A 16,037-nucleotide genomic window follows, 5' to 3' on the forward strand; every position below is an offset into this window, starting at 1 on the left:
TTTATGCGGCTTGTAGCCGGATTTGCGGGATTTGTGCGAGTTTCGCTGGCTTTCTCTGCACATATGCCCGCACCTCGTTCCGCAGCCATAGCCGATTCCGGGGCGTCGAAAGCGGGGCTTCGGCCGGGAATCCTGGCAGCTTGACGATCACATCGCGGGCATGCCGCTGGCTGCAACGCGCGAAGTCGGCAATCTCTTGCAAAGTCATCAAGTCGTTCATGGTGCACCTCCTCCCTGACCCTTGGCTGGCCTCATATGGCTTGCCGCCTTGGTAACGGCGGTCACAGTGGCTCGATAGATGTTCCCGTCATTTCTGATGACCTCGTGTTTGCCGAGGTCATAATGCTCCGTGAACGGATCGAGAAAAGAAGGATGATCGACGTGAACCATCTTGTAACGTGGCTCCGGCCTGATCTCAAGACACAGATCAAGCGCCAGACGTAGCGCGGCCCCTAGTTCTTCGTTATTGACGCTCATTTTTCTTCCCTCTCAGCTCAAAACCGACAAGTTGTAGGTTTTGGATATCTTTCGGCTTCATTAAAGCTCCCCTTCTTGGGGGAGCTTTCCCTTGGGGAGACCTGGCTTCCGCCCCGCAGCCATGGCGATTGCGAGGACCGCTTGCGTGTAGGCCTTTGGATCTTCCTCAAGCAAAGCCACGCGCTCGTAACCCTCGTCCATCTTCCGCTGCTGGGCAAGCATTTCGTCCAGGGTCCATCCCAGCGCGCCAGCAATCCGGGCGGCCTTCTCTGTGGAGATTTTGCTGTCTCTGTGGATGAGCGCATGCACGCTCTGTACCGACATCTCTACTGCCTTGGCCATTTCAGCCATGCTTATCTCAAGGCGGCTCATTTTCCACTTCATAGCGTGAGAAATCCGGACTGAATTCATGGTGCGTTTCCTTCTTTTCCCGGCCTGATCCAATCTTCCAAGCCGTCGAAGCAACTCAGCAGATCATGCGTTGTCAAGGTCCATTTGTCATTGTCGGATGCCTCTGTGTTCCACGTCATCACTGAATCCGACAGGGGCTGATTGCCAGCAAGAGCACTCTCGAAGTTTGAGCCGATGAACTCTCTCATCTCCGCGGCATCCAGAGGCCGGCGCTGCTCAAGACGTTGTATTTCGGCCCGCAACGCCCTGGCGTCGATCCTGAACGCCTGCGCTTCACACGACCCTGCGCATGGTGCTGGATGGTCGCCTGTGGCTTGCAGGGCTAGGCGGGCGTCTTTGGCCTGTAGCGCCTCGATCTCGCGGGCCAATGGAGTGCAGGCATCGCGCCATGCGTCCCAGGCGAAATCCACGCGGTCGTTGGCGTACTGGGTGCCATTCCAATTCAACTCGCCGCGCTCGCACCCGCCCCAGCGTTTGCAGATCCATTGCTCGAAGGCGGCGCGGATTTTGTCTTTGTCGATCATGTCGCCTCCTTTGGAGCAGGGGCGGCGGAGGATGGCTCGCGAACAAGCCTGATGTAACGCCAGGGATACTCGGGGGAGTAATCCTCTCCGGGGCGGCCGAACGGGTTTGATTTGTTCGTGGTGTAGATGATGCATGGTCGATTTCCAGGGATGCGATCCGTGCTATCAAGGTAGTGCATGTAGACCGCCTTAGGAAGCAGCGATTCGACTGGTGTACGGCGCGGTTTGTATGGCTTGCCTATGATCATGGCGCGTCCTTTCCAACTATTGAGGCGATACCGTGTTCGGCGAACACGTCCCGCACATGCTGGTCGAGCGTCTTCGGCGCCGTGTCAACTTCAACGTGCCTGCCCCAATCGGCAATATCGTCAAGCAGGTTTTCATACTGACCGCGGGTCGGTTGCCATCCTGTCGGCTGACTGGATACAGGGGCAGGCAGCGGCCCCGTCGGGCGCACATCCTGCGCAAATTTCACGAGCTGCTCGCCGGCTTTGTAGAGGCATTCCTTCAGGTCAACCTCTCCAGGCTTCACCGCGAACCCGTTGCGCAGGAAGATCGCTTTGATCTGCGCGCGCGTCACAGGCTCGCTCGCCTCTGCTGGCGGTACTGGTGGCGCGGCACGACTCGCGCGGTCAGCATCGACATAGGTATGCATCTGCTCTTCCGTGAAGCCTCGAAAGATTGATCCAAAGCGCGACGTGCCGATGAATTCCATGTCTGGCAACGGGGGATAGTCGCTCGGCTCTGCCGCTACCGGAGTGGATGCGGCAGAGAGAGCGGCGCGGCAGTCGATCAGAAGGTCGCGCACTGCGTCGTGGTTGGCGAGCTCGGGATTGAAGAGGCCGCCACCCGAGAGATAGGCGGTGATGCGCTCGGTCAGTGCTGGTGCTGCATCCGATGCAGTAGGGGGGTTCATGTTGTTTCCTTATCGGGCAGGGGCTAGATGGCAATCTCATTGCCCTGCTGATCCACAAATGCAGCGCGTGGAAATGGGATGGTGCATAGCAATTTGACATGCGCACGGCCTCGTTCGGTTGTTCCCCAAACGTCATGGGCGACTGACTTCTTGATAATGCCGTGATGCTCAAGGAAGCTGAACGCCTCCTTGACAGCCTCTGCGTCCATGCGCGGATGCGGCTCAGGGCAGTAATGACAGTGCAGTAGCACCTCAATCGTGCATGGGGTTCGGCAAGAGTTTTCGGGCAGGCTCATGGTGTACCCAGCAAGGTGATTAGATTGATCTTGTTGATCGGCCAGAGCTTGCAAGGCCCTGAATGGACGTGACCGCACTTTTGGCAGCGATAGGTGGCCATGGCTATTTCAAGGTCAAGCGGTCAGTCTTCACCATGCGCGCACCAGGCACCGTGAACCCGTCCTTGATGGCCTTGGCGATCAGCTTCTTGTCAGGCTTGAACGTGGCCGGCACCTCGGTCATGTAGTCCTGCGGCAACTGCGCTTCATCGAACACATCGACCGATGCATCACGCTCGCGCTCCAGCTTGGCCGAAAAAGTGCCGTCATCGCTCTTGATGCTCAGGATGCCCGTTGCGGCCATGTTCTCTTGCAGGTAGGCCCTGAGCCACGTAACGCGCTTCTCGGCACGCTTGGCGGCGTCCAGCAAGTCCTTCGCGCGGGCCTTCACCATTTCAATCTGCGCTTCCTCATTGAGGATGTACGCTGTGACGGAAACAGCCTTGCCGACCACCAGGGCGCGGGCATCGCCCAGGCCTTCGGGCAATTCGCCGGTCGATTCATCTACTTGGTCGAGTAGATCGCGCAGATCTTCGGTGGCGCGAAACAGAGAGATCGAGGTCATGGTGGCTCCTTAGATGACAAGGCAGTAGGCGCGGTTGTGGAGGGGGTCGGCAAAAGGTATATCGCCTCCGTCGCCGAAGTCATCAAAGCCACTGCCGCCCGCTGGTGCTGGCGCCGCTGACGGTCGTGCGGCTGGTTCCTGCGCCGACTTCGAGCCCTGCAGCGCCACGTCGTTGACGCGAATCTCCAGGCTCTTGCGCGGATTGCCGTCCTTGTCCTTCCATTCGCGCTCCGACACGGAGCCCGACACGGCGACCTGTTGGCCTTTTGCAAGGTACTGCTGCAGCGCCGCGGCACGTTTGCCCCACAACTGACAGTTCCACCAAATCGTGGGCTTGTCGCGGCCGGCGCTGTCCGCCACGCTGAACGAGAGAACCTGGTCGCCGCTGTTGATGGTGCGCAGCTCGGAATCTTTACCCAATGGGCCGGCAATGGTGATGTTGTTCATGCGGTTTCCTTCTGTGCGGTGAGTTCTTTGTAGCGGGTGTTTTTGGCCTTGGTCACGGCCGGATGGTGGTTTGATTCGAGCATTTGGATTGCTGCCTCGAAATTGCTTTTCAGTACGTCAACGGTGGTAGATCCACTGATGCCGCGCAGGATCGCTGCGACATCAGGCTGTGGCCGGCGTGTGGCTGCGTTGCCGTCGTCATCCTCGGGTGCAATGCCGCACGCCGTCATGAGGCTGTAGCGCCTGCTGTAGGTGAGCGCCGAGCCGTAACCCTGCGGGTCTTGCTTGGCCGCTGGAACATGCAGCTTTCCGCAGCGCAGAGATTCGCCGGTTTCGTGCAGGAAGATCGTTTCCACCGTCACGCCCGTAGCGTCCTCGGATGTCTCCTGATACATCGCAATGCCGTTGTTCAGGAGCGCGTCTTCAACAGCATCGATGCACGCGCCCAGGTCAGCGTACCGGGACCGGAAGGCGGGGTTGGTTTTGTCCTTCAGTGCTGGGCCGAACTCCCTTTTCGCCTTCACGAACGCCATTGCGATTTGCTTCATCATTCACTCCTTGTTTGAAATATTCCGGGTCAAAACCACCGAAGGCGAGTAGCTCGCGTTCCTGCTGGTCAAAGATTGCGTTCTTGAGCTTCATGGCGCTTCCTTCTCATAAAGCCATTCCATGAAGGCCACGGCGACGATGTAGAGCGCGCTCATGGCAGTTGCCCCATATCAGCCATCACAGCCAGAACTACAGCAGCCACTACAGCCACCAGATACAGCACCCGCTCATGCCATGGCGTCTTAACCCTCTCATCCTCAATGCTCAGTCGAGCACCCGGGCCAAAGGCTTGCTCTAGCGTGCGAGGGAAGCGGCCGGTCCAGTTGGATGAATTCATTCTTCCTCCGGTGTCTCGTTGAACTTGGCAAAGACTGCCGCCATGCGGTCAATCAACTCTTCAAACTCTTTGTCACCCTGACGTGCACGCTCTGCAATCAAGCCCATCACCTCGGCCATGCTTGGACCTTCGCCGTAGCTCAAGGCTTCTTCCATGATTTCGTGCGTGAGCTGATAGCGCTTGGCTGACACCGGCAGCATTGGCCCGCGACCGATGGGCATCTGCGTCAGTGGCGCCCAATCAACCGGCCAGTACATGCCGGATTGCGTTGCCTCGATGAAGGCGGTGTGCATGTCGGTGGTGACGGCGTTCATGCGTTGGCCTCGCGCATGGCATAGAGCAACGCTCCAGCAAGCGTGTTACGCGAGAATGGCCAGAAAAACCCAACCAAGGGCTCACCGCAATCACAGCAATACACACCTTTTTCGCGGGTGCTGGTCATCAAGTGGTGATGGCAAACCTTTGGTTGCGCGGGCGCTTGCTCTGTGCTCATGCTCAATCTCCTATTAGGTTGATGGCTGGCTTATTGGGAGGGGGTTAGGCGGTTGCCATGGCGAGCGACAGCAGGCCCTGGAGTTCATCCAGCCACTCCACAGCCAGCTTTGACGCCTGATTCGTTTCGGGCGTGTCGCCTTTCTTGATGCCCATGAACCACTGCTCGGCAGGCCGGCCGCTATCGGGTTTCAAGCCATTGCCCAGGTTGGCATATGAGGTGTGGCGAACGTTGCCAATGGTTCCGACCAAGCAGGCGCATTCGCCTTCGTAAGTCGAGCCATCCACGCGGCCCTCGACCAGCGCAGCCCGCACGCCAGCAATCTCCGCAGGGGCGCGAAGCAGAACATCCCAAAAGTCTTGGCGGAAGCCGCTCAGGTTGGCACCGCTCAGGTAGGCATCGCTCAGGTTGGCATCGCTCAGGTTGGCACCGCTCAGGTTGGCACCGCTCAGGTTGGCACCGCGCAGGTTGGCACCGCTCAGGTTGGCACCGCTCAGGTTGGCACCGCTCAGGTTGGCATCGCTCAGGTTGGCACCGCTCAGGTAGGCATCGCTCAGGTTGGCATCGCTCAGGTTGGCACCGCTCAGGTTGGCACCGCTCAGGTTGGCACCGCGCAGGTTGGCACCGCTCAGGTAGGCATCGCTCAGGTTGGCATCGCTCAGGTTGGCACCGCTCAGGTTGGCACCGCTCAGGTAGGCACCGCGCAGGTTGGCACCGCTCAGGTTGGCACCGCTCAGGTTGGCACCGCTCAGGTAGGCATCGCTCAGGTTGGCATCGCTCAGGTTGGCACCGCTCAGGTTGGCACCGCTCAGGTTGGCACCGCGCAGGTTGGCACCGCTCAGGTAGGCATCGCTCAGGTTGGCATCGCTCAGGTTGGCACCGCTCAGGTTGGCACCGCTCAGGTAGGCACCGCGCAGGTTGGCACCGCTCAGGTTGGCACCGCTCAGGTTGGCACCGCTCAGGTAGGCATCGCTCAGGTTGGCATCGCTCAGGTTGGCATCGCTCAGGTTGGCACCGCTCAGGTTGGCACCGCTCAGGTTGGCACCGCGCAGGTTGGCACCGCTCAGGTAGGCATCGCTCAGGTTGGCATCGCTCAGGTTGGCACCGCTCAGGTTGGCACCGCTCAGGTAGGCACCGCTCAGGTTGGCACCGCTCAGGTAGGCATCGCTCAGGTTGGCATCGCTCAGGTTGGCACCGCTCAGGTTGGCACCGCTCAGGTAGGCACCGCTCAGGTCACGGCGTGCCGCCGTCGCCTGCTCCAATGCGTGGCGAAGATGCAGGCCGGATTCCAGGCCTTCGGGCGCATCGCACTCGAAGAGGACGGTTTCGCTGTTGTAGCGGTTGACGATCTTGATCTTGGTTGCAGTGCTCATGTTCAGTCCTTTGATAGGGAGGGGTTAGGCGGTTGCGTTGGCGAGAGAAACAAAGCGCCCCGATGCGTGGTAGTGGCTTGAACTGCCCTCGACGCGCACGTAGCCGGTCGGCGTGACTTCGGAAATCACATACCGCCGACCGCGAACAAGAAAGCCCGTGCCCAACCCGTTCGTGCAAAGAACCTCATCCCCCTTCTTCGCTTCTGACGCGACAAGGCGGGGCATATCTCGCGTGATGCTGTACTTCATGTTCATCCTTTGGTTGGGAGGGGGTTAGGCGCACACGGCCAATAGGGCGCGCATTGCGGTTTCCGCTGCCTTGTTGCGCTCCGCTTTCGCCAGGAAATCGAAGGTTGGGTGAAAGTAGGCTTCTGGCTTGCTGCCGGCCTTCTTCATGTGACCAAGTTGACCGGCCTTCACGGCGGCGTTCAGCGTGCTACGGATGTCGGCAGGCAGACGACTGGTGACCAAGCGAACCCGCTGCGCCCGCACCATTTCGACATTTGCCTGGGCTGCTGTCAGCTCGCCACGTTGCATGCGGTCTTTAATGCTTTCGAGATCGTTCTGGTTCAGCTTCATGTTCATCCTTTGGTTGGGGTGAGGCTTTGTTTGGGTGTGTGATGGATTATCGGGGATACGTTATCGCTCGTCAACGGGTTTCCGTTATCTGCTCAATTTATTTTTGATGTTGTGAAAAAGCACAGGCGAAAAAAAACCACCCGAAGGTGGCTTTGATTGAATTGACAGGCTTCGCTACTTGGCGGGTGTCCTGGCCATCTGTCGCAGCTTGCGGCACTCGCGCACGTCGGTAAAAGTCTTGAACTTGTGATCCTCGACCGACAACCAGAACATGTTTTCGCGCTTGTCAGGTCCGCCCGCACATAGAGGAATGGTGTGATCCACCTGGTAGCCTGGACAGGCACCGCGGGTGCGGCCAGTAGCTGGGCATGGGTGTTCCTTGATAAATGCGCGGACTTCCGCTCGGTCGCGTGGCAGGGCCGCCATTCCCACGGCGTGACAGGATAGAAGGGCGATCATGAACTGCAGCCTTCTCATCCTATTTTTTCCAAGGAACCGGCTTCCCGCCCAGGTCTACCGCCAGTCCCATTGCGACGCCCGAAAAAAGGTTTAACGGGAAGGCGCTGCAGTACTTGTTTCCATAGGCGATCATGGTGGCTTCAACTAAGTCTGTGGATATTTGGCGCTCCTGGTTGTAGGCGTTGTAACCAGTCAAAAAGCCATAGATGTAGGTGGCATAGATAGCCTTGTTTGCTGCGTTGCCCTTGCCTATGTCCTCCAAGAATTGGCCGCAAGTTCTTGCACCCACTCCATATGCATTCACGCCTTCCGCTGCGTGAGCCAGTGGACTTGCCAGCAAGAGAGGCGCAAAAGCCCAAAGGAGCTTTTTCATCGGGTTTCCCCTTCGTTTCTATGGTGAATGATGGTCGCCAGCTCATCGGTTAGCGCGCCGACCATGCCACGGGCAAAAGTCGGATTCTTGTAACACAGGCCTGCGATGTTGGTGAAATAGCGCATCTTCTTGAGGCTGCAGGCATAAGCGATGCCTGTAACTTCTCCGCGCCTGGCGCCGTCAAGCAAGGTTTCGAGCGCCTCGACTACATCTCGGCTTACGGTGTCTTGGATAAGGCGGTAGGGCATATCACGTCCCTGTATTGCGACTACGTTTGTCTGTTTTCCCTGGGATCTCGGCATGTGGCGTCTGTTTTCTTGGCGGAGCCCATTGGCTGGGCTGTGGCTGAGATACGTCACTGGAGGAAGTCAACATTCCCTCCAACTTCGCGGCGTTGCTTTCCGCCAGGCCAGGAGTCTTGATGGCCTCTGAGATCAACTCCGCCGCCGCGCCCCTTGTGCCTGATGTTAGCGTTCCCAGTATGTCAACCATTCGTATCAACAGGTATCCGGGTGTTTCCCTTGGATTGGGATTATTTGACATTTCGCAAGCTTCGCTGGCGTTTTGCGCGGCGCCGCCAAGCATGTCTCCGAGCCCCGTAGCAAGCCAGTGCGCATCAACCCCGCATGCCTTCGCGTAGACAGGAGTCTCAGCCGACCCGTGCCCGATTCTCTCGGCGGTCGAGATGGTGCTCTGCGGGATGCCGGTGGCCTCCTGCAGTTGAATTTGGGTGAGCTTCGCGTGCTTTCGGGCCGCGCGCAGCCGTGATCCGTAGTCAGTTGCCATTTTTTGCACTGTAGGGAATTCCGGTAACTGAAAACCGTTGCATAAATAACGGAGATACGTTATCGTCGGGGCATGGAATGGAAAAACGTCATCGCCCAAATTCAAACCGTTCGCGGTTTGACCCAGCCGCAGATCGCCGCCAAGGCCGGATGCGCCCAAGCAACCATCAGTGATTTGGCTCGGGGGAAGACTACCGAGCCACGCCACAGCCTCGGGGTCCGCTTGCTGGCCTTGATGGAGACGGACTCGAAGCGCCGTCGGCGTGTGGCCCGCGAAACGACGGAGGCCATCTAAATGACTACTCGTCTTTGCCGTCTCTGCAGTGCGGACATCTCGCAACGCGACCGCCGCGCTCTGATCTGTTTTGAGTGCGCTCGTCATTGGGGCAAGAAGACTGGAGCCGCTGCCGCTTCCTACGCAGTGCATTGCGCAATTCGCCGGGGCGAACTGCCAAGCGCTAAGTCTCAAGTTTGCGTCGATTGCGCCAAACCGGCCCGCGACTACGACCACCGCGACTACAACAAGCCGCTGATGGTTGTCCCGGTCTGCCGCAGCTGCAACAAGCTCCGTGGCCCAGCGATCCCGCTTGCCACTCCCACAGCCACCACAGCGGAGTAGTCGATGACTGACCTTGAACTCGGCTTCGTGCTCGGCTGCTTGTTCTGCTCCGCGCTTGCTCTTGTTGCCGTCTGGCTCGGCGACTAACCCGAGATGCGCCAAGCCCTCCATAGCCGCACTTGCGGCGCTAACCCAGCCGCTGGCCTTCCTGCTACTGCGGGCAGCGGTGCGCTGGATCAATTCGATTGCGTCAGTTTTGAACATGCCGCAATCGTCCTTTTTTTTGCCTGAATCAACGAGACATGACGAGTCAAGAAATATGAAGCGCGCTGATCCGACGAATCAACACGACCTGCCACTGCGGCCAAAGATGCAAGACATCGACGCGGATGTGATTGCCAAACAGCCATCCATGACTTCGGCCCTGAAGCTTTGCCAGACCACCAGCGGGCTGGATGACAAGGCCTTTACAGGGGTAGGCGGCATCGTCAAAGACGGTGCGCAATGGTCTCGAATCATGAATTCGGGCCAGCACAACTTTCCCCAGGACGCGCTGAACAAGTTCATGGACAAGGCCGGGAACGAGGCGCCGCTGATGTGGTTGCTTCATTCCCGTGGCTACGACCTGGGCAGTTTGCGTAAGCGGGAAACCGAGACGGAGCGCGATCTTCGCATTGCCAATGAGCAGTTGGCATCTGTCACCGAACGGCTGCGTTACGCCGAATCCCTTTTGAAAGGCCGGTAATGAACGAACCCATCAAGAGTGGTGACCGCTGCCTCGTCATCGCCGGCAGCTTGGGCGACAAGGGTCCAAACATCGGCAAGACCGTACTTGTGACATCGCTGATGGGCGAGCACAGCCAACACGGCCGGATCTGGCGCTGTGTCGCCCCCAACCTTGTGACCGACTGCGGCGTGATCGGCGTAGCTGCCGACTTTGCCGCAAGCTGGTTGCAGAAGCTTCCCCCAGCGCCACAAGACATGGCGCTGGCCATTGATCGGAGACAAGCAGCATGACCACCAAGAAGCTATTGAACAGCGCTGGCCGCCAACAGGTAGGCCTGCAGCCCGCACCCTACGGCCCCAAGCCATTGAAGGAATTGCTACCTAACGCCGCTGGTGGTGTTGGCCGCAAGTTCGCCAAAGACCCGGCCTACCAATTCGAGCACCCGAAGAAGTTCTGCAATTCGATGCACGGCGTGGCACCGCAGAACTATCCATGGCTGCATCTGCGCCCCAACACGAGGACTGGCACATGAGCGCCGTCATGAACGATCTGCCGTCCCTGATCGCGTGGGCGATGCAATACGAGGCGGCTAACGGATGTCGCCCCAAGTTGCGTGTAAGCGTATCGGGTGGACGTACTTCGATGTTCATGGCGAAGTGGTGCAAGGAAAACCTTGGTCCGTACTTCGACACCCTGTTTATGTTTGCCAACACAAGCCGCGAACACGCAGATACGTATCGGTTTCTGGAGGCTGGCGATAAGGCTTTTGGCCTTGGACTAACTCTGATTGAAGCAGTCGTGAATCGCACTGCAGTGGCCGCCAAGGCTTGCAGCGGAAAAGTTGTCGGTTATAGCGAACTTCGCAAAGACGGTTCCATTTTCCGCGAGGTCTGTGCAGCGTATGGCCTGCCGAACCAGACTTTCAAGTTGTGCACCCGCGAACTCAAGACCAACCCAATGGACAAGTTCGCGGAGTCTGTAGGTTTTGGCGATGCACTCGTCGCCATCGGTATACGTGCTGATGAAACACGTCGCGTCTCGAAGTCCGCAACCAAGAACAGACTGATTTACCCGTTGGTTGATTTCGTTCCAACCACGAAGCTCGACGTGTTGGAGTTCTTCGAGCAATTCGATTGGGACCTGCGCATCCCCGAGCAGGATGGCAACTGTGTTGACTGCCATAAAAAGTCTGACCGCAAGTTGCAGGCTGTTTACATGGCAACACCGGAGGTTTTTGACTGGAGTCAGCAGCTTGATGACGACTTCAAAACAGTAGGCCCGAACAGCATAGCCGGTGTTCGCGTCGATGAGCCACGCAAGCGTTGGCGAGGTTACCGCGATACCCGCGAACTTCTGGACGCGTTGCGTAGCGCCTCCTATCACCCACTTGCTATTACTGATGGCGGGTGCTCCGAGTCGTGCGAAGTCTATGAAACGGAAGAGGTTGCCTGATGGCACGAGCGCGCAACATCAAGCCAGGCTTCTTCAAGAACGAGATTCTTGGGGTTGCCGATCCGCTGTACAGCCTTCTTTTTGAGGGCTTGTGGATTCTGGCCGACCGTGCGGGCAAGTTGGAAGACCGTCCTTTGCGCATCAAGGCCGAGGTGTTCCCTTACCGCGACGGCCTGGACATCGAAGCCATGCTGACCTGGTTGCAGGACCAGGGCTTCATTCGCCGCTATGTGGTCGCAGGAAAGCGCTACATCCTCGTGCTGGAGTTCGTGAAACATCAGAACCCGCACAAGAACGAAACCGAGTCAGAAATACCTGATCCCGAGGAAATCGGAACAAAGCCCGAACTTATCGGAAGCACTCGCGCTGATCCCGGATTCCTGATTCCTGATTCTCTGATTCCTGATTCCCTCAACTCTGATTCCTTGTTGCCCGCCGCTGCCGCGCCGGCACAACGGGCGACACGGTTGCCAGCCGATTGGGTTCTCCCGATGGCATGGGGGGAATGGACGGTTGCCGAGTTCCCAGGCTGGAAAGCGGACTTCATCCGCAACGAGGCCGCGAAGTTTGCCGACTTCTGGCGAGCGAAGTCGGGCAAGGACGCGACGAAGCTGGACTGGCAAGCCACATGGCGCAACTGGTGCCGGAATGCCAAGCCGCCTGGACGCTCCTTTGGCGGTGCGGTCAGTGACTCAGACCGTGCCGCCGCAAATGCCCAGTCCACAGCCGATGCCGCCCGAATCCTTGGATTCGACAACCTCACACCGGAGACGATAGATGCAGAAGAATGATTTCACCGAGTTCTCGGAAATGCTGGATGCGATCTGGAGCCTGAAGGGCCCGGTCCCGACTGCCAGCCAGAAAGCCATGTTCTTCCGCGTGCTCGCCGAGTACCCGCTGAACGAGGTCCGTGCCGGATTGGATGCCCATGTCAAAGACCCGATCCGCGGCAAGTTCCTGCCAATGCCGGCCGATGTGATCGCGCAGATCAAGGGCATTGTTTCCGAGGATGGCCGGCCCGGCGCCGAGGAAGCCTGGGCAATGGCCGTTCGTGCCCGAGATGAGGCTGTGACCATCGTGTGGACTGCAGAGATGTCGGAAGCCATGGGCGTGTGTCAACCGCTGGTGCAGGCCGGCGATGACGTGGGCGCCCGCATGGCATTCAAGGAGGCTTACACCCGGCTGGTCGCCCAGGCCCGCGAATCGCGGATTCCGCCTGAGTGGGTGGTGAGTCTAGGCCATGACGCTGCAGGCCGAGATTCTGTGCTGCTGCCGCATGTGCAGGCTGGACGCTTGAGTGCTGATGTGCTGTCGGTCCCACAGATTGGTCTTGGCCAGGTGCTCGCATTGCCTGCCCCGGCCGATGCCACGCCGAAAAACCTCGCACTCCGCGCCCAGGCACTCCAGCGGCTGGCCGAGCTACGGGACGAGATCGCTGCCCAGCATGACATCGGATTCTCGAACGATGCCGAGCGCGAACGCCTGCAAGCCCTCAAGGCCGAGGCGCAGCGCCGAGTTGACGAATACGCCAAGGAGGCCGCATGACCCTCCGTCAAGCCATCAACCTGCTGGAAGCGCGCCTGGCTGGCGAAGACTTCCCCGAGGAACTGATCAACGACGCCCTACGACTGACAGGCGATCTTGAGCCCATCGAATGGCCGATGAACAAGGCCGTGCCACTGCCAACTTACAAGGAGGTCGCATGACCGAAGAGGAAATTGAAGAAATGCTGCTCCTGATGGAGCAGACCGCGAACATGCTGCGCGGCATGGCTATGGACCCGAGCATCCCAACGCACGCCAAACAAGCATTGCGCGCACGAATCGCAGAACTTGACGCGATGGTCGAGAAATTTGCTTAAGGAACCAGCATGACCACACCAATCAAGCGATACGACCTATACGGCGCGAATCCCTATACGGGCATGCCAGACGCCAACCTGGAGCCTTTAGGCGAATGGGTGCGCCACACCGACCACCTTGCAGCCGTAGAGGCCGCAGTGAAGGCGGAGAGGGAGGCGATTCTGAAGGAATTGGTTCGGCGCGAGCGAAAACACGGTGATGCGAAATATACGCAAGTAACCGAAGGAAGGATGTGGGGCGTAAAGGAAGCCATTGAGTTGATCTCTGCCCGCTCCCAGCCAATGAGCCAACCAAAGGAGGGGGTATGAACTGCAAGCCTGGTGATTTGGCGCTTTGCATCAAGGGCGAACAAGAGGGCAAGACATGCGAAATCATTTCGCTGGGGGATGCCTACAAAGAAAAGGCTACCGGGCAGTTCTTGCAGGGCTGGCTAATCTCATTCCCGCGCTCTGTGAAGTGGGGTCAGCCGAACGGATGGGACTCGGCGACCGAGGGCTGGTATCCAGACGCATGGCTGAAGCCATTGCGCGATCCAGGTCCAGGCGCGGTAGACGAAACCCTTCGCGAGCGGGAGGTCGCATGAATGACCTACCAAACCGAGTTCACCCACATCCTTCGCATGGCTCTACTCCCAGGATTCAGGGATCACGCCAGATACAGGGCGCAGCAACTGGAGTCAACCTACCCCGGCCTGTACGAGGCTGTGAAGTCCGAACTCGCGCGGAAGTCATCCGAGGACGGAGCGAAGAAGTGTTTGGGGTAACACCATGAGCCAAATGATCGTTTGCTCATTTTCTGGCGGCATCGATGAAATGAAACGCGCTGACCAACGCGACCCGGTGAAGGTGCTGCGCGTTCTGGTACGGGATGGGCGTTACAGCTGCTTTGATGCATCGGCCAATCTGACGATTGCTCGCACCATTACCAACATGCACCACAAGGCATTGATCTACGGCGGAAAGAAGTACGGCCGCGTGCTGAAGCTGGATAACACGCTTGAATACCCCTGGTCCAAGGTGGTGCTGGCAGAGGGTGGAGAGAGGTTGCTGGCTGATCATCCGGAGGGCACATGATCGCCCAAAAGCCACTCAAGCCCAAGCCCTGCAAGTTTTGCAAGGCTCAATTCCAGCCGCGCAGCTCCTGGGCTCGCGCCTGCTCGCAGTATTGCGCAAGCCGCCTAGTTGACCAGGCCAACGAAAAGAAGGCAAAGGCCGCTGCTGTGGCTGACAAGCGGGAGACGCGCCAGAAGCTGGAGAAGCTCAAGACGCGCAGCCAGTGGATAAAGGAGTGCCAGGTCGTGGTCAACAAGGTCGCCCGCCTGCGCGACATCCTATACCGGCCGTGCTGCATTTCCTGCGGTCTGCCTTACCGCGGCGCATTCGGTGGTGCATTTGACGCCGGCCACATGCGCAGCGTTGGCAGCGCCCCGCACATGCGCTTCTGGCTCCCGCAAATCAACCTGCAGTGCCATGGGTGCAACCGCTACCTGGGCGGCAACGTGGTCGAGTACCGCAAGGGGATGGTCAAGCTGCACGGCCTGGAAAAGGTAGAGGCCATCGAATGCATGCAGCACTCGCCAAAGTGGGACATCCCATATCTCACCCGACTGAAAACCGTGATGAACAAGAAGGCCCGACGCCTGGAAAAGAGGATTGCAGCATGAAACATTTGAATGAGCGCGAGCAGATCAGGAACGCGGCCACAAAGTGGCGGTGGCAATACGCCGGATATCCCAAGAACTCCGAGTTTTCCAAGATCTCGCAAAAACTGGAAAAGCTTGATGTCAACTCTGCCACTGCCGAGGATGTAAAAAATATCATCGGCAATGACTCATGGTGCTCGCCTATGGGGTGCAATGAGTGCGGTAAGAGTTCGTGGGAATGCGTCGAACTTGGTGAGCCTGCTGACTATGAAAGCCGTACTGCGCATATTTGTCGAGACTGCTTGGTTGCTGCGTTAGCGCTGATTGGGGTGAACACATGAAACCACGCATTCGATTGATTGACCGCATGTGGGCATGCCGCAGGCCGTCCATGGATATTCGTGAATGGATCGGCTTCGGCTACACGCCGAAAGAGGCCTATGAAGACTGGCTGGAGGTAAACAAATGAGCGACAAACTTACCCTGGAGCTCCACAACCGCAGCCAAGCGTGGGAACTGATCAAGACCGTGCTTTACCCATTCCTGCGTGACAGTCTGCAGGGAGGTCGCTCATGGATTCTCACGGTAACCCGCCGTAAGCGATCCAAGCCGCAGAACCGGCGCTATTGGGGCCGCGGCGTGCTTGCGCAAATCTCCGAGCAGGTAACCGTGAACGGCCGGCTTTTCTCGGCCGAGGTGTGGCACGAGCAGTTCAAGCGCCAGTTCATTGGCGTGATCGAGCTCCCCAATGGCCAGGTGGTAGGCATGAGCTCCACCGAGCTCGACACCGCCGAATTCAGCATTTTCTGCCAGAAGGTCGAAGCCCATGCCGTGACTGAACTCGGCGTCACCTTTTACGAATTGGAATCAGCATGACCTGTGAACGCTGCAACCAAGAAGGCCACGACATCCACCAATGCCGTGCACCACTGATGGGCCTCGGAACGCTGGTCAAGCCACCAGCACCACAACCAGCGCAAAAGCGCCACCGCGGCCCCAACAAGAACCCGCGGCCGGCACCCAAACGGGCAAAGCGCCTGGCGCTCAAGTTACCCGAGACGACTCAGGAAAAGCTCGTCGCCATGGCAGCAGGCCGAAAGCGCACGCAGTTCATCGTGAACCTGATCGAACAGGAGCACGCGCGCAGATTTTCCCCGCAACCCGCCTAACCG

The 16,037-nt window shown here is 58.6% G+C and carries 34 protein-coding genes; 16 read left to right on the top strand and 18 right to left on the bottom strand.

What is annotated here, in order from left to right; genetic code table 11:
- Position 1: 1 nt before the first annotated feature.
- The 18 genes from RD110_RS27875 to RD110_RS28540 all read right to left on the bottom strand — a co-directional run bounded on the left by RD110_RS27875 (position 2) and on the right by RD110_RS28540 (position 9,446).
- A complete protein-coding gene (locus RD110_RS27875) occupies positions 2-220 on the bottom strand; it encodes a hypothetical protein (protein ID WP_157900131.1) in 219 nt (72 codons plus the stop codon).
- Positions 217-477, bottom strand: coding sequence for a hypothetical protein (locus tag RD110_RS27880; RefSeq protein WP_157900132.1), 261 nt, complete (start codon positions 475-477; stop codon positions 217-219). Before RD110_RS27880 ends, RD110_RS27875 begins: the two co-directional genes overlap by 4 nt.
- 60 nt (positions 478-537) lie before the next feature.
- The gene (locus RD110_RS10795; protein ID WP_157900133.1) at positions 538-888 is read right to left on the bottom strand and encodes a helix-turn-helix domain-containing protein; all 351 of its coding nucleotides are present in this window, start codon (positions 886-888) and stop codon (positions 538-540) included.
- Entirely contained in the window at positions 885-1,412 is a 528-nt protein-coding gene (locus tag RD110_RS10800) for a hypothetical protein (protein ID WP_076199315.1), read from the bottom strand. Before RD110_RS10800 ends, RD110_RS10795 begins: the two co-directional genes overlap by 4 nt.
- A gap of 244 nt (positions 1,413-1,656) precedes the next feature.
- A complete protein-coding gene (locus RD110_RS10805) occupies positions 1,657-2,328 on the bottom strand; it encodes a hypothetical protein (RefSeq protein ID WP_076199317.1) in 672 nt (223 codons plus the stop codon).
- A gap of 23 nt (positions 2,329-2,351) precedes the next feature.
- Positions 2,352-2,624, bottom strand: coding sequence for a hypothetical protein (locus tag RD110_RS10810; RefSeq protein WP_157900134.1), 273 nt, complete (start codon positions 2,622-2,624; stop codon positions 2,352-2,354).
- Between the two features lie 103 nt (positions 2,625-2,727).
- A complete protein-coding gene (locus RD110_RS10815) occupies positions 2,728-3,228 on the bottom strand; it encodes a siphovirus Gp157 family protein (RefSeq protein ID WP_076199321.1) in 501 nt (166 codons plus the stop codon).
- A gap of 9 nt (positions 3,229-3,237) precedes the next feature.
- Positions 3,238-3,675, bottom strand: a complete 438-nt coding sequence (locus RD110_RS10820; RefSeq protein WP_076199323.1) for a single-stranded DNA-binding protein — start codon at positions 3,673-3,675, stop codon at positions 3,238-3,240.
- On the bottom strand, positions 3,672-4,223 hold the full coding sequence (locus RD110_RS10825; RefSeq protein ID WP_157900135.1) for an ERF family protein: 552 nt from the start codon (positions 4,221-4,223) through the stop codon (positions 3,672-3,674). Before RD110_RS10825 ends, RD110_RS10820 begins: the two co-directional genes overlap by 4 nt.
- A 152-nt stretch (positions 4,224-4,375) precedes the next feature.
- A complete protein-coding gene (locus tag RD110_RS27885; RefSeq protein WP_157900136.1) occupies positions 4,376-4,561 on the bottom strand; it encodes a hypothetical protein in 186 nt (61 codons plus the stop codon).
- Complete coding sequence (locus tag RD110_RS10830) at positions 4,558-4,875, bottom strand: hypothetical protein (protein WP_076199327.1); 318 nt, start codon at positions 4,873-4,875, stop codon at positions 4,558-4,560. The genes RD110_RS27885 and RD110_RS10830 overlap by 4 nt, the downstream gene beginning before the upstream one ends.
- The gene (locus tag RD110_RS27890) at positions 4,872-5,054 is read right to left on the bottom strand and encodes a hypothetical protein (protein ID WP_157900137.1); all 183 of its coding nucleotides are present in this window, start codon (positions 5,052-5,054) and stop codon (positions 4,872-4,874) included. The genes RD110_RS10830 and RD110_RS27890 overlap by 4 nt, the downstream gene beginning before the upstream one ends.
- 44 nt (positions 5,055-5,098) lie before the next feature.
- Positions 5,099-6,427 (bottom strand): pentapeptide repeat-containing protein, encoded by a 1,329-nt coding sequence (locus RD110_RS10835; RefSeq protein ID WP_076199329.1) that lies wholly within the window; start codon positions 6,425-6,427, stop codon positions 5,099-5,101.
- A 24-nt stretch (positions 6,428-6,451) separates the two neighbouring features.
- The gene (locus tag RD110_RS10840; protein ID WP_157900138.1) at positions 6,452-6,676 is read right to left on the bottom strand and encodes a hypothetical protein; all 225 of its coding nucleotides are present in this window, start codon (positions 6,674-6,676) and stop codon (positions 6,452-6,454) included.
- Positions 6,677-6,700: 24 nt separating this feature from the next.
- Positions 6,701-7,006: a hypothetical protein gene (locus RD110_RS10845; RefSeq protein WP_157900139.1), complete on the bottom strand. Its 306-nt coding sequence runs from the start codon at positions 7,004-7,006 to the stop codon at positions 6,701-6,703.
- Positions 7,007-7,484: 478 nt separating this feature from the next.
- Positions 7,485-7,838, bottom strand: coding sequence for a hypothetical protein (locus RD110_RS10855; RefSeq protein ID WP_157900140.1), 354 nt, complete (start codon positions 7,836-7,838; stop codon positions 7,485-7,487).
- Entirely contained in the window at positions 7,835-8,086 is a 252-nt protein-coding gene (locus tag RD110_RS10860) for a hypothetical protein (RefSeq protein WP_076199339.1), read from the bottom strand. Before RD110_RS10860 ends, RD110_RS10855 begins: the two co-directional genes overlap by 4 nt.
- 1 nt (position 8,087) lies before the next feature.
- Positions 8,088-9,446 carry a helix-turn-helix domain-containing protein gene (locus RD110_RS28540; protein WP_239467215.1) on the bottom strand — a complete coding sequence of 453 codons (1,359 nt, stop codon included), beginning with the start codon at positions 9,444-9,446 and terminating at the stop codon, positions 8,088-8,090.
- A gap of 106 nt (positions 9,447-9,552) precedes the next feature.
- Here RD110_RS28540 and RD110_RS10875 point away from each other — a divergent pair, with 106 nt between their 5' ends.
- From RD110_RS10875 to RD110_RS10935, 16 genes are all read left to right on the top strand, one after another.
- The gene (locus tag RD110_RS10875) at positions 9,553-9,927 is read left to right on the top strand and encodes a hypothetical protein (protein ID WP_076199345.1); all 375 of its coding nucleotides are present in this window, start codon (positions 9,553-9,555) and stop codon (positions 9,925-9,927) included.
- Positions 9,927-10,199 (top strand): hypothetical protein, encoded by a 273-nt coding sequence (locus tag RD110_RS10880; protein ID WP_076199347.1) that lies wholly within the window; start codon positions 9,927-9,929, stop codon positions 10,197-10,199. The genes RD110_RS10875 and RD110_RS10880 overlap by 1 nt, the downstream gene beginning before the upstream one ends.
- Positions 10,196-10,441: a hypothetical protein gene (locus tag RD110_RS10885; RefSeq protein ID WP_076199349.1), complete on the top strand. Its 246-nt coding sequence runs from the start codon at positions 10,196-10,198 to the stop codon at positions 10,439-10,441. Before RD110_RS10880 ends, RD110_RS10885 begins: the two co-directional genes overlap by 4 nt.
- Positions 10,438-11,361 (top strand): phosphoadenosine phosphosulfate reductase family protein, encoded by a 924-nt coding sequence (locus RD110_RS10890; protein WP_076199351.1) that lies wholly within the window; start codon positions 10,438-10,440, stop codon positions 11,359-11,361. Before RD110_RS10885 ends, RD110_RS10890 begins: the two co-directional genes overlap by 4 nt.
- The gene (locus RD110_RS10895; RefSeq protein WP_076199353.1) at positions 11,361-12,152 is read left to right on the top strand and encodes a hypothetical protein; all 792 of its coding nucleotides are present in this window, start codon (positions 11,361-11,363) and stop codon (positions 12,150-12,152) included. Before RD110_RS10890 ends, RD110_RS10895 begins: the two co-directional genes overlap by 1 nt.
- Complete coding sequence (locus RD110_RS10900) at positions 12,139-12,906, top strand: hypothetical protein (RefSeq protein WP_076199355.1); 768 nt, start codon at positions 12,139-12,141, stop codon at positions 12,904-12,906. Before RD110_RS10895 ends, RD110_RS10900 begins: the two co-directional genes overlap by 14 nt.
- Complete coding sequence (locus RD110_RS27900) at positions 12,903-13,067, top strand: hypothetical protein (RefSeq protein ID WP_157900141.1); 165 nt, start codon at positions 12,903-12,905, stop codon at positions 13,065-13,067. The genes RD110_RS10900 and RD110_RS27900 overlap by 4 nt, the downstream gene beginning before the upstream one ends.
- Positions 13,064-13,222, top strand: coding sequence for a hypothetical protein (locus RD110_RS27905; RefSeq protein WP_157900142.1), 159 nt, complete (start codon positions 13,064-13,066; stop codon positions 13,220-13,222). The genes RD110_RS27900 and RD110_RS27905 overlap by 4 nt, the downstream gene beginning before the upstream one ends.
- 9 nt (positions 13,223-13,231) lie before the next feature.
- Positions 13,232-13,531 carry a hypothetical protein gene (locus RD110_RS10905; RefSeq protein WP_076199357.1) on the top strand — a complete coding sequence of 100 codons (300 nt, stop codon included), beginning with the start codon at positions 13,232-13,234 and terminating at the stop codon, positions 13,529-13,531.
- Positions 13,528-13,806 (top strand): hypothetical protein, encoded by a 279-nt coding sequence (locus RD110_RS10910; RefSeq protein WP_076199359.1) that lies wholly within the window; start codon positions 13,528-13,530, stop codon positions 13,804-13,806. The genes RD110_RS10905 and RD110_RS10910 overlap by 4 nt, the downstream gene beginning before the upstream one ends.
- A gap of 184 nt (positions 13,807-13,990) precedes the next feature.
- The gene (locus RD110_RS10920; protein ID WP_076199363.1) at positions 13,991-14,296 is read left to right on the top strand and encodes a hypothetical protein; all 306 of its coding nucleotides are present in this window, start codon (positions 13,991-13,993) and stop codon (positions 14,294-14,296) included.
- Positions 14,293-14,886 carry a recombination protein NinG gene (locus RD110_RS10925; RefSeq protein ID WP_076199365.1) on the top strand — a complete coding sequence of 198 codons (594 nt, stop codon included), beginning with the start codon at positions 14,293-14,295 and terminating at the stop codon, positions 14,884-14,886. Before RD110_RS10920 ends, RD110_RS10925 begins: the two co-directional genes overlap by 4 nt.
- Positions 14,883-15,206 (top strand): hypothetical protein, encoded by a 324-nt coding sequence (locus RD110_RS27910; RefSeq protein WP_157900143.1) that lies wholly within the window; start codon positions 14,883-14,885, stop codon positions 15,204-15,206. The genes RD110_RS10925 and RD110_RS27910 overlap by 4 nt, the downstream gene beginning before the upstream one ends.
- A complete protein-coding gene (locus tag RD110_RS28835) occupies positions 15,203-15,334 on the top strand; it encodes a hypothetical protein (protein WP_275425870.1) in 132 nt (43 codons plus the stop codon). Before RD110_RS27910 ends, RD110_RS28835 begins: the two co-directional genes overlap by 4 nt.
- The gene (locus RD110_RS27915) at positions 15,331-15,741 is read left to right on the top strand and encodes a recombination protein NinB (protein WP_157900144.1); all 411 of its coding nucleotides are present in this window, start codon (positions 15,331-15,333) and stop codon (positions 15,739-15,741) included. The genes RD110_RS28835 and RD110_RS27915 overlap by 4 nt, the downstream gene beginning before the upstream one ends.
- On the top strand, positions 15,738-16,034 hold the full coding sequence (locus tag RD110_RS10935; RefSeq protein WP_076199369.1) for a hypothetical protein: 297 nt from the start codon (positions 15,738-15,740) through the stop codon (positions 16,032-16,034). Before RD110_RS27915 ends, RD110_RS10935 begins: the two co-directional genes overlap by 4 nt.
- Positions 16,035-16,037 lie beyond the last annotated feature (3 nt).

The sequence above is a fragment of the Rhodoferax koreense genome, from assembly GCF_001955695.1.
Lineage (GTDB): Bacteria > Pseudomonadota > Gammaproteobacteria > Burkholderiales > Burkholderiaceae_C > Rhodoferax_B > Rhodoferax_B koreensis.

Excerpts from the sequence above, each read along its gene's own strand:
- RD110_RS27875 (WP_157900131.1), bottom strand. The coding sequence starts at position 220 with ATGAACGACTTGATGACTTTGCAAGAGATTGCCGACTTCGCGCGTTGC.
- RD110_RS27880 (WP_157900132.1), bottom strand. The coding sequence starts at position 477 with ATGAGCGTCAATAACGAAGAACTAGGGGCCGCGCTACGTCTGGCGCTT.
- RD110_RS10795 (WP_157900133.1), bottom strand. The coding sequence starts at position 888 with ATGAATTCAGTCCGGATTTCTCACGCTATGAAGTGGAAAATGAGCCGC.
- RD110_RS10800 (WP_076199315.1), bottom strand. The coding sequence starts at position 1,412 with ATGATCGACAAAGACAAAATCCGCGCCGCCTTCGAGCAATGGATCTGC.
- RD110_RS10805 (WP_076199317.1), bottom strand. The coding sequence starts at position 2,328 with ATGAACCCCCCTACTGCATCGGATGCAGCACCAGCACTGACCGAGCGC.
- RD110_RS10810 (WP_157900134.1), bottom strand. The coding sequence starts at position 2,624 with ATGAGCCTGCCCGAAAACTCTTGCCGAACCCCATGCACGATTGAGGTG.
- RD110_RS10815 (WP_076199321.1), bottom strand. The coding sequence starts at position 3,228 with ATGACCTCGATCTCTCTGTTTCGCGCCACCGAAGATCTGCGCGATCTA.
- RD110_RS10820 (WP_076199323.1), bottom strand. The coding sequence starts at position 3,675 with ATGAACAACATCACCATTGCCGGCCCATTGGGTAAAGATTCCGAGCTG.
- RD110_RS10825 (WP_157900135.1), bottom strand. The coding sequence starts at position 4,223 with ATGAAGCAAATCGCAATGGCGTTCGTGAAGGCGAAAAGGGAGTTCGGC.
- RD110_RS27885 (WP_157900136.1), bottom strand. The coding sequence starts at position 4,561 with ATGAATTCATCCAACTGGACCGGCCGCTTCCCTCGCACGCTAGAGCAA.
- RD110_RS10830 (WP_076199327.1), bottom strand. The coding sequence starts at position 4,875 with ATGAACGCCGTCACCACCGACATGCACACCGCCTTCATCGAGGCAACG.
- RD110_RS27890 (WP_157900137.1), bottom strand. The coding sequence starts at position 5,054 with ATGAGCACAGAGCAAGCGCCCGCGCAACCAAAGGTTTGCCATCACCAC.
- RD110_RS10835 (WP_076199329.1), bottom strand. The coding sequence starts at position 6,427 with ATGAGCACTGCAACCAAGATCAAGATCGTCAACCGCTACAACAGCGAA.
- RD110_RS10840 (WP_157900138.1), bottom strand. The coding sequence starts at position 6,676 with ATGAAGTACAGCATCACGCGAGATATGCCCCGCCTTGTCGCGTCAGAA.
- RD110_RS10845 (WP_157900139.1), bottom strand. The coding sequence starts at position 7,006 with ATGAAGCTGAACCAGAACGATCTCGAAAGCATTAAAGACCGCATGCAA.
- RD110_RS10855 (WP_157900140.1), bottom strand. The coding sequence starts at position 7,838 with ATGAAAAAGCTCCTTTGGGCTTTTGCGCCTCTCTTGCTGGCAAGTCCA.
- RD110_RS10860 (WP_076199339.1), bottom strand. The coding sequence starts at position 8,086 with ATGCCCTACCGCCTTATCCAAGACACCGTAAGCCGAGATGTAGTCGAG.
- RD110_RS28540 (WP_239467215.1), bottom strand. The coding sequence starts at position 9,446 with ATGTTCAAAACTGACGCAATCGAATTGATCCAGCGCACCGCTGCCCGC.
- RD110_RS10875 (WP_076199345.1), top strand. The coding sequence starts at position 9,553 with ATGCAAGACATCGACGCGGATGTGATTGCCAAACAGCCATCCATGACT.
- RD110_RS10880 (WP_076199347.1), top strand. The coding sequence starts at position 9,927 with ATGAACGAACCCATCAAGAGTGGTGACCGCTGCCTCGTCATCGCCGGC.
- RD110_RS10885 (WP_076199349.1), top strand. The coding sequence starts at position 10,196 with ATGACCACCAAGAAGCTATTGAACAGCGCTGGCCGCCAACAGGTAGGC.
- RD110_RS10890 (WP_076199351.1), top strand. The coding sequence starts at position 10,438 with ATGAGCGCCGTCATGAACGATCTGCCGTCCCTGATCGCGTGGGCGATG.
- RD110_RS10895 (WP_076199353.1), top strand. The coding sequence starts at position 11,361 with ATGGCACGAGCGCGCAACATCAAGCCAGGCTTCTTCAAGAACGAGATT.
- RD110_RS10900 (WP_076199355.1), top strand. The coding sequence starts at position 12,139 with ATGCAGAAGAATGATTTCACCGAGTTCTCGGAAATGCTGGATGCGATC.
- RD110_RS27900 (WP_157900141.1), top strand. The coding sequence starts at position 12,903 with ATGACCCTCCGTCAAGCCATCAACCTGCTGGAAGCGCGCCTGGCTGGC.
- RD110_RS27905 (WP_157900142.1), top strand. The coding sequence starts at position 13,064 with ATGACCGAAGAGGAAATTGAAGAAATGCTGCTCCTGATGGAGCAGACC.
- RD110_RS10905 (WP_076199357.1), top strand. The coding sequence starts at position 13,232 with ATGACCACACCAATCAAGCGATACGACCTATACGGCGCGAATCCCTAT.
- RD110_RS10910 (WP_076199359.1), top strand. The coding sequence starts at position 13,528 with ATGAACTGCAAGCCTGGTGATTTGGCGCTTTGCATCAAGGGCGAACAA.
- RD110_RS10920 (WP_076199363.1), top strand. The coding sequence starts at position 13,991 with ATGAGCCAAATGATCGTTTGCTCATTTTCTGGCGGCATCGATGAAATG.
- RD110_RS10925 (WP_076199365.1), top strand. The coding sequence starts at position 14,293 with ATGATCGCCCAAAAGCCACTCAAGCCCAAGCCCTGCAAGTTTTGCAAG.
- RD110_RS27910 (WP_157900143.1), top strand. The coding sequence starts at position 14,883 with ATGAAACATTTGAATGAGCGCGAGCAGATCAGGAACGCGGCCACAAAG.
- RD110_RS28835 (WP_275425870.1), top strand. The coding sequence starts at position 15,203 with ATGAAACCACGCATTCGATTGATTGACCGCATGTGGGCATGCCGCAGG.
- RD110_RS27915 (WP_157900144.1), top strand. The coding sequence starts at position 15,331 with ATGAGCGACAAACTTACCCTGGAGCTCCACAACCGCAGCCAAGCGTGG.
- RD110_RS10935 (WP_076199369.1), top strand. The coding sequence starts at position 15,738 with ATGACCTGTGAACGCTGCAACCAAGAAGGCCACGACATCCACCAATGC.